This is a genomic window from uncultured Shewanella sp., from assembly GCF_947501665.1.
Classification (GTDB): Bacteria; Pseudomonadota; Gammaproteobacteria; order Enterobacterales; family Shewanellaceae; genus Shewanella.
In genome coordinates this window covers 166811-183392 of record NZ_CANMWS010000009.1, presented here as the reverse complement: position 1 = coordinate 183392, position 16582 = coordinate 166811, and the positions used below count along the sequence as shown (strand labels likewise).

Genomic DNA, 16582 nt, shown 5'->3' with positions numbered 1-16582 from the left:
ACTAACTCAAGCTATTAATTTAACAGACGTTGATGTAGCTCTTGAACTGAAGTAACATTATTTCTATCATCGGCTGAATGCGCCATACACGTTGCAAATGCAGCATTTAACGTCGTGGTATAGTTCACTTTATAGCGCAATGCTCCACGGCGTAATTGGCGTGAATCTTCAATTGCTTGACGTCCTTCGGTAGTGTTCACAATATAGGTGTACTCACCATTTTTAATTCGATCGAGAATATGCGGACGTCCTTCATGTACTTTATTGACTAAACGAGGATTAATGCCCGCTTCGCCTAAAATAACCGCTGTACCATGAGTTGCATCAATCTCATAACCCAATTCAATCAATTTAGAGGCCAGATCCGCTACACGTTTCTTATCGCTATTTCGCACAGAAAGTAACGCTCTACCAGATTTAGGCACTTCACAGGTGGCCCCCAATTGTGCTTTTGCATAAGCTTCGGCAAACGTATTACCCACTCCCATGACTTCACCTGTTGAGCGCATTTCAGGCCCTAACATAGGATCCACACCAGGAAACTTATTAAAAGGTAAAACCACTTCTTTCACTGAATAATAAGACGGAATAATTTCTTGCGTAAACCCTTGTGATGCTAAACTTTGACCCGCCATCACTCTTGCAGCAATTTTCGCTAATGGTTTACCAATAGCTTTAGACACAAAAGGCACAGTTCGCGCAGCGCGAGGATTGACCTCAATCATGTACACTTGGTTATTTTTAACCGCAAACTGAACATTCATTAATCCCACAACACCCAACTCAATAGCCAGTTGCTTCACTTGAGTACGCATCTTCTCTTGAATTTCAGCACTCAATGTATAAGGGGGCAGTGAGCAGCCCGAATCACCCGAGTGAACCCCTGCTTGTTCAATATGCTCCATGATTGCACCCACAACCACATCGCTGCCATCACAAATAGCATCAATATCAATCTCAATGGCATTATCAAGAAATGAATCAAGCAATACAGGCGAAGCATTAGAGACACTCACGGCTTCATTAAAATAGCGCAATAAATCTTGCTTATCATAGACAATTTCCATTGCACGTCCGCCTAATACATAGGATGGACGAACCACTAATGGATACCCAATACGTTCAGCTGAAATTACCGCACCTTCAACGGTCGTTACCGTATCATTTTCAGGCTGCTTCATACCAAGGCGTTCAATGGCTTGCTGAAAACGCTCACGATCTTCGGCTCTATCAATCGCATCAGGACTGGTACCAATAATCGGCACTCCCGCCGCTTCTAGCTCTCGTGCTAACTTCAATGGCGTTTGACCACCATATTGCACAATGACACCTTTAGGCTTTTCGATACGCACAATTTCAAGCACATCTTCAAAGGTCACAGGCTCAAAATACAGTCTATCTGACGTATCGTAATCCGTTGAAACTGTCTCAGGGTTACAGTTAACCATAATGGTTTCATAACCGTCTTCACGTAGCGCAAGCGCCGCATGTACACAGCAATAATCAAACTCAATACCTTGCCCAATACGGTTAGGGCCACCGCCTAAGATCATCACTTTGTCGCGATCAGAGGCATTCGCTTCGCATTCTTCTTCATAAGTGGAATAAAGGTAAGCGGTATCGGTTGAAAATTCAGCCGCACAAGTATCTACCCGCTTATAAACCGGTAAGACTTCATAACGATGGCGCAGCTTTCTCACTTCGGTTTCACTCACACCAGCCAGAGTCGCTAGACGACCATCGGCAAAACCTTTACGCTTTAATTGACGTAATAAAGCTTCATTTAATCCCGATAACCCCACCTCACCCACATGAGATTCCAGTTTAATCAGCTCATCGAGTTGCACTAAGAACCATGGATCAATATTGGTTAGCTTAAAAATGCCTTCAACCGATAACCCCGCACGAAATGCATCAGCAATATACCAAATACGCTCTGCACCAGGTTCTTTCAATTCATGACGAATACGGGATAAAGCCTGTGCATCATCTAAATCGACCTCTGGATCAAGCCCCTGCTTACCCACTTCTAATCCGCGCAGTGCTTTTTGCAATGATTCTTGGAAAGTACGGCCAATGGCCATCACTTCACCCACTGATTTCATCTGTGTGGTTAAACGATCATTAGAACCCGCAAATTTCTCAAAATTGAAACGGGGTACTTTCGTTACCACATAGTCAATGGCAGGTTCAAATGAAGCTGGCGTCGCGCCGCCTGTAATATCATTACTGAGTTCATCAAGGGTAAAGCCCACAGCTAACTTAGCTGCAATTTTAGCAATCGGAAAACCCGTTGCTTTAGAAGCCAATGCTGATGAACGAGAAACCCGCGGGTTCATCTCAATGATCACCATACGGCCATCTTTTGGATTGATACCAAATTGAACGTTTGACCCGCCCGTTTCAACACCAATTTCACGGAGTACCGCCAAAGAGGCATTACGCATTAACTGGTATTCTTTATCCGTTAAAGTCTGCGCTGGCGCAACCGTAATAGAGTCCCCTGTATGGACGCCCATAGGGTCAAAGTTTTCAATGGCACACACTATGATACAGTTATCATTACGATCTCGTACCACTTCCATTTCATATTCTTTCCACCCAATGAGTGACTCATCAATTAACAGTTCATTAGTGGGCGAAAGCTCTAATCCTTGAGAGCAAATATCTTCAAACTCTTCAACATTATACGCAATACCGCCACCGCTGCCGCCCATGGTAAAAGACGGACGAATAATACACGGAAAACCCACTTGCTCTAATACTTGATGCGCTTCATCTAAGGTATGTGCAATGCCTGCACGGGGACATTCTAGCCCAATGGCTTTCATCGCAGTATCAAAACGACTTCTATCTTCTGCTTTATCGATAGCATCGGCAGTTGCGCCAATCATATCCACATTGAATTCTTTAAGCACGCCTTGGCTTTCAAGCTCAAGGGCGCAATTCAATGCGGTTTGCCCACCCATGGTAGGTAAAATCGCATCGGGACGCTCTTTTTCGATAATATTACGTACCACTTCCCAGTGAATTGGCTCAATATACGTTGCATCCGCCATTTCAGGATCGGTCATGATGGTTGCAGGATTCGAGTTAACCAGAATAACTCGATAACCTTCTTCTTTCAGTGCTTTACAAGCTTGAGCACCTGAATAGTCAAATTCACAGGCTTGTCCAATCACAATTGGACCCGCGCCTAGGATGAGAATACTTTTTATATCTGTACGTTTTGGCATTGCTTTAATCTTCTCCCAGATCCCACTGATTATTTGGTATTGCTGCGGTAAGCTTCAATTAACTCAATAAAATGGTTAAATAATGGTGCGGCGTCATGGGGTCCTGGACTCGCTTCAGGATGCCCTTGAAAACTGAATGCCGGTTTATTCGTCAAATGTATTCCCTGCAATGAACCATCAAATAAGGATTTATGGGTCACTTTTATATGGCTGGGTAAACTGGCTTCATCAGCAGCAAAACCATGGTTTTGGCTGGTGATCATCACATTTCCTTGTTCTATATTACTCACAGGGTGATTCGCGCCATGATGACCAAATTTCATTTTTAAGGTCTTTGCACCTGAAGCCAGTGCCAACAGTTGATGTCCTAAGCAAATACCAAATACAGGAATATCCGTTTTGAGGATTTCTTGAATCGCATTAATGGCATAATCACAAGGTTCTGGATCCCCAGGTCCATTGGATAAGAAAATACCATCCGGTGCCATGGCTAAAACGTCTGCTGCACTCGTTGTTGCTGGCACAACCGTGACATCACAACCTCTATCGACAAGCATACGTAAAATATTGCGTTTCACGCCATAATCAAAGGCAACCACTTTATACTTAAGCTCATCACTGGGCGTATCTTGAGGAAGCCCGCCCACTAATCGCCAGCTTCCCTTACGCCATTGATACTGATGCTCAGTCGTCACTTCTTTGGCCAAATCCATGCCCTTTAAACCTGGAAACACTTCTGCTGCTGCTAGCGCTTTGGCTTTATTTAACTCTTCTCCTTGCTCACTCACCACAATACAACCCGCCTGAGCCCCTTTCTCACGCAATATTCGAGTCAATTTGCGAGTATCAATATCAGCAATACCCACGATATTATTGGCTTTAAGGTAATCACTCAAAGATTGAGTATTGCGAAAATTACTGGCAACTAAGGGCAAATCACGAATAATTAAACCACAGGCATGAACAGAATCTGATTCTTTATCTTCATCATTAGTGCCAGTATTACCGATATGTGGATAAGTTAATGTCACGATTTGGCGAGCATAAGAAGGATCTGTTAATATTTCCTGATAGCCAGTCATTGAAGTATTAAATACCACTTCTCCGACTGTCATTCCTGTAGCACCAATTGCAGTGCCAGAGAATACAGTCCCATCTTCGAGTACGAGTAAGGCAGACTTAGTCAACACGACCTCCATAAGAGTCAAGCCATTGAAAAACAATGTTTTATTAATACCCAACTTAAGCTAAATTATCATAAATACGCTTAAATTTGGCAAATTCGAATAATTTTATATGCAAAAATAACGCTTGTCTATGCAAATAAAATCTTTTTTCAAAAAAAAACCGCTCAATTGGCGGTTTTTAAAAAATTACGATTTCAGCCCTAAGACTTGCTGCATATCATAGAGTCCTGCATCTTGCTCATAAAGCCAAAATGCCGCTCGCATCGAACCATTTGCATAAGTCATACGACTCGATGATTTATGGGTAATTTCGATACGCTCACCGATATCAGCAAATAATGCAGTATGCTCACCGATAATATCGCCAGCACGAATGGTTGAAAAACCAATCGTCTCACGATCTCGCTCACCAGTGATCCCTTCACGACCATAAACAGCACATTTGTCTAAATCACGATCTAAGGTATCAGCGATCACTTCACCCATTTTAAGTGCAGTACCTGACGGTGCATCTTTTTTATGTCTGTGATGACTTTCAATAATTTCAATATCACTGTAGTCACCCATCACTTGTGCGGCCTGTTCTAATAACTTCCACATCAAATTCACACCCACTGACATATTGGGCGCAAGGACTACTGGCACTTTTTCAGCATATGAGGCAATTTGCTCTTTTTGAGCACGATTAAAACCTGTGGTACCAATCACAATCGCCTTACCATGACGTGCACACCAATCAGTATGAACAACACTGGCTTCCGGAGAAGTAAAATCAATGAGCACATCAAAATCATCACGGGCTTTATCTAACGAATCTGTAATCGATACATTCATCGCCCCCACGCCAGCAAGTTCTCCAGCATCGACACCCATTAAGGTGGAACCAGAGCGCTCAATCGCAGCACCTAGAATAATATTGTCATGCTGTTTTGCAGACTCAATGAGGGTTCTACCCATGCGCCCGCTGCCACCGGTAATGGCAATTCTTACTTGTTCAATCATGCCCAGTCCCTCAAAAAAACCATTCAATAATATCGATTCAAAAAAAAGCCTAAGATTAACTTAGGCTCTTTATATTAAAGAATATCGAGTAATTCAACTTCAAATACTAAGGTGGAGTATGGCGGGATTGAAGCCCCTGCACCACGCTCGCCATAAGCTAAATGTTGTGGAACGTATAGCTTCCACTTCGATCCAACAGGCATTAATTGTAATGCTTCAGTCCAACCCGCTATCACACCTGATACTGGAAATTCTGCAGGTTGATTACGTGCAACAGAGCTATCGAAAACATCACCATTGATAAAGGTACCATGATAATGTGTACGAACCGTTGCATCAGCGCTTGGCTTATCACCATTACCTTCGGTGATGATTTCATAATGAAGGCCTGAGTCAGTTTTGAAAACACCTTCACGAGCCGCCACTTCTGCTAAAAAGGTTTCACCTTCAGCAGATGCTGTCGCTGCAGCTTCTTCTTGAATTTTTTGAAGACGTTGGCTAATTTCAGTAAAAGCCACTTGTAAGTCTTCCATAGCAACCGCACTTTCTTTACCAGCAAAAGCATCGGCAAGACCAACTTGAACGGCAGAAATATCAATACCTTCAAATGAATTGGAGGCTAATTGCTCACCCATTTGACGGCCTACGCCATAACTTGCTTGTTGTTCAACTGTACTGAACGTATCAGACATAATATTCCTACTCTTTATTGATTCAATGAACTCAGCGCGGGACTTTAACATATTTTCGGTTAAATTACTTCCCAAAATGCCGACTTATTCAGGCTTTTTTTAATGTATAAAAAGCCTGGTTATAACTTTATTTTCCACAATAAAAAGCCTCACGATTGCGAGGCTTTTTTTAACAAAAAATACAATTAACTGTTAAGATCTTGAAAGAACTTTTTAACCCCATCAAAAAAACCTTCCGCTTTTGGGCTGTGTTTTTTTGCCTGTCCAGTTAACGACGCTTCAAACTCGCGTAATAAATCTTTTTGCTTCTCATTCAGCTTAACTGGCGTTTCCATCACAACCTTACAAAGCAAATCGCCCACAGCATGACTGCGAACCGACTTAACCCCTTTACCACGCATACGGAACATGCGCCCGGTTTGTGTTTCATTAGGGATCTTAAGGCTGACTTTACCGTCTAATGTTGGCACTTCAATTTCACCACCTAAGGCTGCAGTGCTATAGGAAATCGGCACCTCACAATATAAATTGTTACCATCACGAGTAAAGATAGCGTGTTCACGAACACTGACTTGAACATAAAGATCACCCGCTGGTGCACCAAATTCGCCCGCTTCTCCCTCACCGGTTAAACGAACGCGATCGCCGTTATCGACACCGGCTGGAATTTTAACAGAAAGTGTTTTGCTCTTCTCAACACGGCCTTCACCATGACAATGTTGACAAGGATCTTTAATAATTTTTCCGCGGCCATGACACGTTGGACAGGCTTGCTGTACAGCAAAGAAGCCCTGACGCATTTGCACTTGCCCATTACCATGGCACGTACCACATGTTGTTGCAGACGTGCCTTTTTTCGCTCCCGAGCCATTACAAGGCTCACAAGCTGCCAAAGCAGGAATGCGTAATTCTTTCGTTAACCCTTTCACCGCTTCTTCTAAAGAAAGCTCTAAGTTATAACGTAAGTCTGAACCACGTGCCGCTTGACGTTGACCGCCACCACGGCGACCGCCACCAAAGATATCACCAAACACATCACCGAAGACATCACTGAAATCAGCGCCGCCATGGCCTCCACCACCACGATTAGGATCCACGCCAGCATGACCAAATTGATCATAAGCCGCTTTTTTATCGCCATCGGTTAGAATTTCATAAGCTTCTTTCGCTTCTTTAAAACTTGTTTCAGCGGCTTTATCACCTGGATTTCTATCTGGGTGATATTTCATTGCTAAACGTTTATAGGCTTTTTTTATTTCACGCTCACTCGCGCTTTTTGTGACGCCTAATACTTCGTAATAATCACGCTTTGACATAATTTACATTGCTCAAATAAAAGTTGGACAAACGGGCGTTAGAGTTGCCTCTGAACGCCCGCTACGCAATTAATCAGGAAAACCTAATTATTTTTTGTCGTCTTTTACTTCTTCAAACTCAGCATCAACAACATCATCAGCTGCATCTTTTGGCTCTTGTTGAGCTGCACCTGCATCCGCTGCGCCCGCTGCAGCACCTTGTTCTGCTTGTGCTTTGGCTTGAGCGATTTCCATTAATTTAGCTGACGCTTCCATTAATGCTGCAGTGGCGGTATCAATGGCTTCTTTGTCGTTACCTTTAACTGCTTCTTCAACTGCTGTCATTGCCGCTTCGATTTTTTCTTTATCTTCGCTTGGCAACTCATCGCCTGCTTCTTCAATTTGTTTCTTAGTTGAATGTACCATGCCATCAGCTTGATTACGTGCTTGAACTAATTCTTCAAATTTCGCATCTTCATCAGCATGGGCTTCAGCATCACGTACCATCGCTTCGACTTCTTCATCGCTTAGACCTGAAGAGGCTTTAATGGTGATGTTCTGAGCTTTACCGGTTTTCTTATCGGTTGCTGAAACATGTAAGATACCATCAGCATCGATATCAAACGCCACTTCAATTTGTGGCATGCCGCGCGGTGCAGGTTCAATTCCTTCTAGATTGAATTGACCCAGTGACTTGTTGCTGCTCGCTTGCTTACGCTCACCTTGCAGAACATGAATCGTTACCGCAGCTTGGTTGTCATCTGCTGTTGAGAATGTTTGCTGTGCTTTAGTCGGAATCGTTGTGTTCTTCTCGATAAGCTTAGTCATTACACTACCCATAGTCTCAATACCAAGAGACAGAGGCGTCACATCAAGAAGTAATACGTCTTTCACATCACCAGAAAGCACACCCGCTTGTACTGCAGCACCAACGGCAACCGCTTCATCAGGGTTAACATCTTTACGAGGCTCTTTACCGAAGAAGTCTGTTACAGCAGCCTGTACTTTAGGCATACGTGTTTGACCACCCACCAAAATCACTTCATTAATATCAGAAATTGATAAATCAGCATCTGCCATCGCGACTTTCAACGGCTCTAAAGAACGCGTAATTAAATCTTCAACCAAAGATTCTAATTTAGCACGAGTGATTTTAACCACTAAATGCTTAGGGCCTGTGGCATCAGCAGTGATGTAAGGTAAGTTAACTTCTGTTTGAGTCGTGCTTGACAGTTCAATTTTTGCTTTCTCTGCAGCTTCTTTAAGGCGCTGCATAGCAAGTGGATCATTACGAAGATCTAAACCTTGCTCTTTTTTGAACTCATCCGCTAAATAATTAATCAAGCGATTATCGAAATCTTCACCACCTAAGTGAGTGTCACCGTTTGTCGCTAATACTTCAAATGTTTGCTCACCTTCAACGCTGTCGATTTCAATGATAGAGATATCGAAAGTACCGCCACCTAAATCGTAAACAGCAACAATATTGTCACCTTGCTTCTTATCAATACCGTATGCAAGTGCCGCCGCTGTTGGCTCATTGATAATACGTTTAACTTCAAGACCTGCAATACGGCCCGCATCTTTTGTCGCTTGACGTTGTGAGTCATTAAAGTAAGCAGGAACAGTAATAACCGCTTCAGTGACATCTTCACCTAAGAAATCTTCAGCTGTTTTTTTCATCTTTTTCAAGATTTCAGCAGAGATTTGTGGTGGTGCCATTTTGTTGCCTTGCGCTTCAACCCATGCATCACCATTATCAGCGCCGATAATTTTAAACGGCATAATATCAACATCACGTTGAACTTCGTCATCTTGAAAGCGACGACCGATAAGACGCTTAATGGCAAAAACAGTATTATTGGGGTTAGTCACCGCTTGACGTTTAGCTGGCTGACCAACTAATGTCTCATCTTCGGTATAAGCAATGATAGAAGGAGTGGTGCGATCGCCTTCGGCATTCTCCAAAACGCGAGCTTTCTCGCCATCTAATACTGCCACACAAGAGTTAGTTGTGCCTAAATCGATACCAATAATTTTACCCATGGAGTCCTCCGGAAATCGTACTTAATCTAAATTCTTTGTCTGTTTATAGAAATGGGGATAGACATCGTTAATTTCAAGTCTTTTTAATCAGCCCAAATCTGCTCTTACTTCCCTATATTGGGACAAGGAATATAAATACAAGGGAGAAAAATAAAAAAAACGGAAAAATACTATAATTTTTAAGGATAGAGTTAGAAAAAAGTACTGTAGAAATAACGTACTAAGAAACAAACAAGAAAATAAGAAAAAATGAATAAACTCATATAATGGAATTGGTATAAGAAGTGCGACACCGACGTCGCACTTCAACAAGCGTTAATCTCGCGCGGTATAATCTCCCCAAGCTAACCATTTATAGGTCGTTAAAGCTTCCAGTCCCATCGGTCCACGTGCATGCAATTTTTGCGTGCTGACGGCAACTTCAGCCCCTAAACCAAATTGGCTACCATCAGTAAAACGTGTACTGGCATTCACATAAACGGCCGACGCATCCACTTCATTCATAAAATAATTGGCCGTATGAATATTGTCCGTTAAAATCGCTTCTGAGTGACCACTTGAAAACTGCCTAATATGCTCAATCGCACATTGGGTATCACCCACTACTTTAATCCCTAAAGTGAGCGATAACCATTCGGTTGCATAGGTCTCATCAGAGGCCTGACTCACTTCAATCGCCGCACTCATCTCACTTTGCTTCATCAAGGCTTGGGTTTTATCGCAGCCATAAAAGCTCACCCCTTGCGCCGCAAGATGTAAAGCAATTTGAGGAATGAAGCTTTCCGCTATTGATTCATGCACTAAAAGAGTATCCAGCGCATTACACACGGTCGGACGCTGTACCTTAGCATTTTCTATTACATTTAAGGCCTTCTCAAGATTTGCACTGTGGTGGACATATAAGTGGCAAATGCCAATCCCTCCTAAAATAACGGGAATACTGGCTTGTTCAGCACATAGCCGTTGTAAATGCTGCCCCCCGCGAGGGACTATCATATCCACGTATTTATCAAGCTTTAACAATCCCGTGACTAACGTACGATCAGGACTCGATATTAATTGCACAGCCTCTTCAGGTAACCCCTGTGCCGTCAATGCATTTTGTATTGCTTCCTTTAAGGCAAGATTAGAATGGAGCGTTTCCTTACCGCCTCTTAAAATCACAGCATTGCCTGTTTTCAGCGCCAGTACAGCAATGTCCACTGTCACATTCGGACGTGCTTCATAAATCACCCCAATAACCCCTAAAGGCACACGACGACGAGATAAACGTAAACCATTATCCAGTAAACGACTGTCTATTTCACTGCCAACAGGATCGTCAAGGCTAATCACATTATCAATATCACTGATAATATTGTTAAGGCGTTGTTCATTTAGCACTAACCTATCAAGCATCGCATTCGATAAACCATTATCACGTGCTGCCGTAACGTCTTGCTCATTGGCCCTTAAAATCTTATCTTTATTTGCGGCTAAGCTGTCGCCAATTCCCGTTAATAATGCTTTTTTCTGTGTTGCCGTTAAGTTGGCCAGTGCATAACTCGCCTGCTTGGCTCGCTCGCCAAGAGCGTTTAAATATTGTTCGTGTTCAGTTTGGCTCATAGCACCACCATATCATTGCGATGGATCACTGCATCGCCGTAATCATGTCCCAGTATCGACTCGAATTCGTTCGAATGTTTACCCATTATTTGTCTTACATCGTCACTGCTATAACGCGCCATGCCCTTAGCATGCATTTTACCTTTACTGTCCACGACAGCTAACGTATCACCGCGCTGAAATATACCCACGACGTCTTTCACCCCTTTAGACAACAAACTACGCCCTTTTAGAGTCACAGCGGTGACAGCACCATCATCAAGCACTAATTTACCTTTAGTATTCGGGCCCGCTAAAATCCACTGTTTGCGACTCTCTAATGGATTTTTCAATGCACTAAATCGTGTACCTACATCACTTTTGCATACGGCTTTTTCTATCACATTTGCATGATGGCCTGAAGCAATAATGACTTCGACTCCTGCACGGCGAGCGATATCTGCCGCTTCAAGCTTTGTGGCCATGCCCCCCGTCCCTAACCCAGAGACAGCACCGCCAGCAAGTTTTCGTAAATTATCATCAATATTAGCCACTTCGGAAATTAACTTCGCCTCTGGATGATGACGAGGATCGGCATCAAATAATCCAGGTTGATCCGTCAATAACACCAATAAACCGGCATCGCACAGCAATGCTGCTCGCGCCGATAAATTATCATTATCCCCCACCTTTATTTCAGCGGTAGCAACAGCATCATTTTCATTAATAATCGGTACAATCCCTTGAGCAAGCAACGCATTAAGGGAGTCTCTTGCATTTAAATACCGCTCTCTGTCTTGCAGATCTGCGCGGGTTAATAATAACTGACCCACGTGCAACCCATAAAGGCTAAATAGCTCAGACCAAGCGAGAATAAGCTGACTCTGCCCCACAGCCGCCAATAATTGTTTATTCGCCATAGTATCTGATAACGTTGGAAATTGTAGATGTTCACGGCCAGCCGCTATCGCACCAGAGGTACATAGCACCACTTCAATCCCTTTTTTCATCAACTGACTCATCTGTCTAACAAGCTCAACCATATGCGCTTTATCGAGTCTTTCACTACCAGAAGTTAAGACACTGGTCCCTAACTTTACAACTACACGCTGATAACGTATCTCACTTAAATTCATCTTTAGATATGCACTCTTTATACCGAATAATATTTATACCCAATCTCACTATGAAATGGTAGTCAATAGGGTTAAAGAGCGGTTAAAAAAAACCATAAATCAGGTATTTTTTGATATCACTTAAATTTAGATTTTTTTTGTAACTAAAAAGCGCTTATCTTGTTTATTATTTGAGGCATCAATGTATCATTAAAATCTTTTCAAAAATAAAAAAGCCTTCTTAAATTGAAGGCTTAATAAAACAATAGCAAATATGAGCTGATCTATAGTGATACTCTCCTTTCTGACTACACGTTACTGACCCTGCTGCTGATGGCCATCAGTCTTCCATTCAAGGGTCAGTAATTCATCACCGGTTAAATTAAAGGCCTGACCAAAGCCTTTCACATATAAGCCTTTATTGGGGGTCAGTTTAAATAAATTAAAATCTTTTAAGCCCGCTAAATTATCAATCATGTCACCAAAACGCTCACTGAGTGCTGTAATGCCTTTATGAAAATGTTTGGTATTTTTTTCAATCAGCTCTACTTGTGTATCAAAAGTTAAACGGCGACGAGCAAAAATTGTTTTGGCTTTCCCCTCATCTTCTACCATCATCACCGATACTGCAGGCATGGTTTGTAAATTAACGCCATGCCTTGCTAATTCACTAACGAGAATATAAAAACCGTCATCAGCTAATGCAAAAGGTGCATAACTCGCATTGGGTACATAATCACTATTTAATGTAGCAAGTTGCAGTGTTTTACACTCTTGTTTAAAGGCTTCTATCTCAGGTAAAAGCTTATCACTTAACCTTTGCTGTTTATTCTGTGTCATTTAACCTTTCCACTTATAAATTTGATTGGATCAATTGCTTGAAATGCCCGACTTGATCTGGGAATAACACCCCATTAGCATCACGACCTAAATACACTTTAAATATAATCTCTTCTGTGAGACCAAAAAAGTTAATAGAATAACTTTCCCTACCTCGAAAAGCTTTGCTTATCAATATAATGTGTGAAATTTCATCTGATTTTAAGTGCCCATGAAAACCATTATTTTTGGGGATCAAATTATAGTACCCACGAGCATATTTTCCCTTTGGAAAAGGGCCTTTAAATTCGAAAATATGGCCAGAGACAGTAATAATTGTGGTTACATTCCCCCATGAAGGCAAAGTAGAGAAAAGTCCATCCATTTCAGTTAATGCTATGAGATGCCATTCATCTTCAGGTAACGCTTTGACAACCGCAAGCTCTGACACCCCCAATGCGTCAGCCACTTGTGATGGCATGACACTGGGGTGTGTTGTCAAATATTGCTGAATTTTGTTATTGTCAGGGTGTTGCATAGGTTTACTCCAGCATCAAATCATTAAAATTGATAGCGTGCAGCTAATTTAATATTACGGCCTGGTTCATACAAAGTTTGCCACGCCTGACGGTATTGTTTATCAGTCACGTTATCAACCGATAAATCAAATCTAAAGCCTGACAAAATACCCATGGTAGGCTCCCATGATGCATACAGATCCCAAAGGGAATAATTTGAATACACCTCATCGGTATTTGTAGGGACATGATCTTGCGCATTCACATGAGTAAAGCGTGTCCCCACTTTCACCTCACCTTGCATTAAGCCTTGTGACAGATCTGCGGTCACTTTATTTGCAGGTACATCCGATAAATATTCATTAGTCTCTGTATCTTTACCTTCTGTTTGACCGTAATTCAGTACTAAACGTGTTTGCTCATAACGATAACGAACACCTAACTCAAAACCCGTTAACTTTGCGTCACTGACATTTTGATAAGATGTCGTCGTTGTAGTAAAGACTTGCTCTATATAGTCACTCACATCATTACGAAACACATTTAATGTCAACGCTAATTCATCATTGCCCAGTAACTGATTGAAATTCATATCAGCCTGTAGTTCCTTGTTCTTCGCCGTTTCAGGCTTCAAATCCGGATTGATTTCAAAACTATTACAAAATCCGGTGTAATAACAAAAGTGAGTGCCTGTTGAATACATTTCTTCCATGCTTGGTGCTCGAAAAGCTTGATCGTATCGTGCACTTAAACTTAACCAATTTGTCGTCTGCCACTTTACACCTAACGTAGGGGATACCGCACTATCATTGGCAGAAGTACCTAAGCTATCACTCTTATTTTCATAATGATCGAAACGTAAAGCAGTTGTTAATCCCAAACTCTGGGTTAAATCCACATTGGCTTGAGTAAATGCCCCTGCCACTTGAGAGCTGGCATTCAAATTATTCACCCGCTCACCTTCTTGCCCCGTATCATCTCTCACCGTATCGATAGTGTCATGGTAAGCATCAATACCATAGAGTAATGACCAAGTATCAAACAAGCTCTGATTATTCACGCTAAAGCCAATAGATTGATAATCGGTACTGTCTTGTTGATCATAGGTCACTCTATCTTCATCATAATGGGTATCATTCCAATAAAACTGGGTTTTCAAATTGATAGCCTGAGAATCAAGAGAATGGTAGTCATAACCTACTGTTACATTTTTATCGGTTGTATTTCGTCTTACTAATGGTGATGAGGTTCCTTCACTGGTACTGGGATTACTGGGTACAAGTTCATCAATTTGACTTAATCGCGTCGTTAATTCTAATCGCTGATTCTCTGCTGCTTGCCAGCCCAATTTAATGATACCGCTATTACCATCTGCGGCACTATTTTCTATAGTCTGACCATCACCTGTTTTAATATTATTATTATCAAAACTACTGGCATTGATCAGCCAATCCACATTATCTTGTTTGCCATAAATCGCTCCACTGGTACTAAGACGATCACCATTTGTTTCATAGCCTTGCTTTAAATAGCCACCAAAACGCTCGCCTTCTTCCAGTAAGTCACTGGCTGATTTTGTTCTCTGGGCAACCACACCTCCAACAGCCCCACTGCCCCAAATACTGCTGGCAGGCCCTCGGATCACTTCAATTGACTGTAACAATTCAGGGTCCATGAAATAAGTGCCTCTATGACCTGAATTAGCATTTTGTCTAACTCCATCAATAGTTTGAAGTACTTGTTGACCACTCAACCCCCGTATTTCCACTCCCTGTGAAGTTGCTCTTGGACCATTAGTTACATTGATATTAGCTTCATATTTTAAAGCACTGGCAACAGAATTAGGCTGAAGTTCTTGTAGTTTTTCTTCGTTCACAACCGCAACACTTTGACTCGTATTCGACGTATTTTCTTTAATACGAGTAGCAGAAACCAACACCTCATCAAACTCTGTATAAGATTGTTTTTCATCAGCAAAGACAAGAGGTGTCTGTGACACGGCAATGAGAATAACCAACTGCTTAGTGAACATTTTTGTAGACCTTCATGATGTAATAAATAGTCGCAAAGACAGCAGGAATGCGCCTTTACTCTTCATTAACAGCACTCTACCCGATAGAAAACAATAACACAACTGATAATCATTCTTATTTGCATTCAGTGGTATTCAAGTGTAAATTATAAAGGATAAGTTGAATGTATCTCCTACACAGAGGTCCTGTAAAAATGTTAGAGATTGTTAATTTTCATTATTACGCTTACCGTGGATGGTAAGCATGACGTATCAAAGATACATGCTGTTTGCCAGTTTAAGTTGCTTAATTCTGGGCTGTATATTGCTTCAACAGTCTCGCTCTTTAGCGTTTATGCCTGCATCAGGACTCACACAAAAAACATCGGTTAACATAATGCTTACCGCCTCTTCTGCACATAATCGTTCCTTTGAAGGGGGGAAAAATAACAATACACCTATAGCCCACACTGCACAGTCAAAAGCATTCAAAACTGATACGTCTGCAATCAAACACATGTCCAACCCTGTTATTTCATCAACGGCTCATACACTTACCGCAAATAAAATAAAATCGATTTCACATCAAATCAATGAGACATCAGAAAAAGACACGGTTTCCCCTCGAAAGCAAACACAAAAAAGAACTCCAATAGAAAAAACTTCCTCAATAGAAAACAAACAACGTCAAGATGTTGCCAATAAAAATCAAGAGGTTAATTCACTTGACAGTCAGCAGGCTCATATAAAGAAGACAGCAAATAAACAGCAAACTATTTTACAAAGTATTGAAGTCAAACGCCCCACATTTACTTCGCCCCCAGCCCAGCCTCACTATCCAAGACTAGCACGCAAAAAAGGATTTGAAGGCATCACAACATTAGAAGTGTTATTTGATCAAGCAGGAAAACAACTATCACTCACATTAATTTCAAGTTCAGGTTTCAACTTATTAGATAAAGCCGCTGTAGACGCTGTTAAAAAGTGGCAGTTTTCAGCTCCCGACAAACAAACCGCCTACGCCTATAAAGTGCGTGTGCCCATTCGATTTTCACTCCATTAATTGATAGTAGGAAT

Annotated in this window: 12 protein-coding genes; 1 reads left to right on the top strand and 11 read right to left on the bottom strand. The window is 41.8% G+C overall.

The window, feature by feature from the left end; genetic code table 11:
* Window positions 1-14: 14 nt before the first annotated feature.
* The 11 genes from carB to Q0976_RS08890 all read right to left on the bottom strand — a co-directional run bounded on the left by carB (window position 15) and on the right by Q0976_RS08890 (window position 15526).
* On the bottom strand, window positions 15-3236 hold the full coding sequence (carB, locus tag Q0976_RS08940; RefSeq protein ID WP_299493119.1) for a carbamoyl-phosphate synthase large subunit: 3222 nt from the start codon (window positions 3234-3236) through the stop codon (window positions 15-17).
* A 29-nt stretch (window positions 3237-3265) separates the two neighbouring features.
* A complete protein-coding gene (carA, locus tag Q0976_RS08935; protein ID WP_299493118.1) occupies window positions 3266-4435 on the bottom strand; it encodes a glutamine-hydrolyzing carbamoyl-phosphate synthase small subunit in 1170 nt (389 codons plus the stop codon).
* Between the two features lie 174 nt (window positions 4436-4609).
* A complete protein-coding gene (gene dapB, locus Q0976_RS08930) occupies window positions 4610-5425 on the bottom strand; it encodes a 4-hydroxy-tetrahydrodipicolinate reductase (protein ID WP_299493116.1) in 816 nt (271 codons plus the stop codon).
* Window positions 5426-5499: 74 nt separating this feature from the next.
* The gene (locus tag Q0976_RS08925; RefSeq protein WP_299493114.1) at window positions 5500-6117 is read right to left on the bottom strand and encodes an FKBP-type peptidyl-prolyl cis-trans isomerase; all 618 of its coding nucleotides are present in this window, start codon (window positions 6115-6117) and stop codon (window positions 5500-5502) included.
* A 185-nt stretch (window positions 6118-6302) separates the two neighbouring features.
* Complete coding sequence (gene dnaJ, locus Q0976_RS08920; protein WP_299493112.1) at window positions 6303-7433, bottom strand: molecular chaperone DnaJ; 1131 nt, start codon at window positions 7431-7433, stop codon at window positions 6303-6305.
* Window positions 7434-7520: 87 nt separating this feature from the next.
* Window positions 7521-9458, bottom strand: coding sequence for a molecular chaperone DnaK (dnaK, locus tag Q0976_RS08915; RefSeq protein ID WP_299493110.1), 1938 nt, complete (start codon window positions 9456-9458; stop codon window positions 7521-7523).
* A 315-nt stretch (window positions 9459-9773) separates the two neighbouring features.
* Complete coding sequence (locus Q0976_RS08910; RefSeq protein ID WP_299493108.1) at window positions 9774-11063, bottom strand: glutamate-5-semialdehyde dehydrogenase; 1290 nt, start codon at window positions 11061-11063, stop codon at window positions 9774-9776.
* On the bottom strand, window positions 11060-12178 hold the full coding sequence (proB, locus tag Q0976_RS08905) for a glutamate 5-kinase (protein ID WP_299493106.1): 1119 nt from the start codon (window positions 12176-12178) through the stop codon (window positions 11060-11062). The genes Q0976_RS08910 and proB overlap by 4 nt, the downstream gene beginning before the upstream one ends.
* Window positions 12179-12472: 294 nt before the next feature.
* Window positions 12473-12997 carry a heme utilization protein HutZ gene (hutZ, locus tag Q0976_RS08900; protein WP_299493104.1) on the bottom strand — a complete coding sequence of 175 codons (525 nt, stop codon included), beginning with the start codon at window positions 12995-12997 and terminating at the stop codon, window positions 12473-12475.
* Window positions 12998-13010: 13 nt separating this feature from the next.
* Window positions 13011-13514 (bottom strand): heme utilization cystosolic carrier protein HutX, encoded by a 504-nt coding sequence (hutX, locus tag Q0976_RS08895; protein WP_299493102.1) that lies wholly within the window; start codon window positions 13512-13514, stop codon window positions 13011-13013.
* 23 nt (window positions 13515-13537) lie between these two features.
* The gene (locus Q0976_RS08890) at window positions 13538-15526 is read right to left on the bottom strand and encodes a TonB-dependent hemoglobin/transferrin/lactoferrin family receptor (protein WP_299493100.1); all 1989 of its coding nucleotides are present in this window, start codon (window positions 15524-15526) and stop codon (window positions 13538-13540) included.
* Between the two features lie 244 nt (window positions 15527-15770).
* Between Q0976_RS08890 and Q0976_RS08885 the strand changes: the two genes are divergently transcribed.
* Window positions 15771-16568 (top strand): energy transducer TonB, encoded by a 798-nt coding sequence (locus tag Q0976_RS08885; protein WP_299493098.1) that lies wholly within the window; start codon window positions 15771-15773, stop codon window positions 16566-16568.
* The last annotated feature ends 14 nt before the right edge of the window (window positions 16569-16582 follow it).

Bases quoted from the DNA above. Each gene is read 5' to 3' on its own strand.
- carB (WP_299493119.1), bottom strand. From the start codon at position 3,236: ATGCCAAAACGTACAGATATAAAAAGTATTCTCATCCTAGGCGCGGGT.
- carA (WP_299493118.1), bottom strand. From the start codon at position 4,435: ATGGAGGTCGTGTTGACTAAGTCTGCCTTACTCGTACTCGAAGATGGG.
- dapB (WP_299493116.1), bottom strand. From the start codon at position 5,425: ATGATTGAACAAGTAAGAATTGCCATTACCGGTGGCAGCGGGCGCATG.
- Q0976_RS08925 (WP_299493114.1), bottom strand. From the start codon at position 6,117: ATGTCTGATACGTTCAGTACAGTTGAACAACAAGCAAGTTATGGCGTA.
- dnaJ (WP_299493112.1), bottom strand. From the start codon at position 7,433: ATGTCAAAGCGTGATTATTACGAAGTATTAGGCGTCACAAAAAGCGCG.
- dnaK (WP_299493110.1), bottom strand. From the start codon at position 9,458: ATGGGTAAAATTATTGGTATCGATTTAGGCACAACTAACTCTTGTGTG.
- Q0976_RS08910 (WP_299493108.1), bottom strand. From the start codon at position 11,063: ATGAGCCAAACTGAACACGAACAATATTTAAACGCTCTTGGCGAGCGA.
- proB (WP_299493106.1), bottom strand. From the start codon at position 12,178: ATGAATTTAAGTGAGATACGTTATCAGCGTGTAGTTGTAAAGTTAGGG.
- hutZ (WP_299493104.1), bottom strand. From the start codon at position 12,997: ATGACACAGAATAAACAGCAAAGGTTAAGTGATAAGCTTTTACCTGAG.
- hutX (WP_299493102.1), bottom strand. From the start codon at position 13,514: ATGCAACACCCTGACAATAACAAAATTCAGCAATATTTGACAACACAC.
- Q0976_RS08890 (WP_299493100.1), bottom strand. From the start codon at position 15,526: ATGTTCACTAAGCAGTTGGTTATTCTCATTGCCGTGTCACAGACACCT.
- Q0976_RS08885 (WP_299493098.1), top strand. From the start codon at position 15,771: ATGACGTATCAAAGATACATGCTGTTTGCCAGTTTAAGTTGCTTAATT.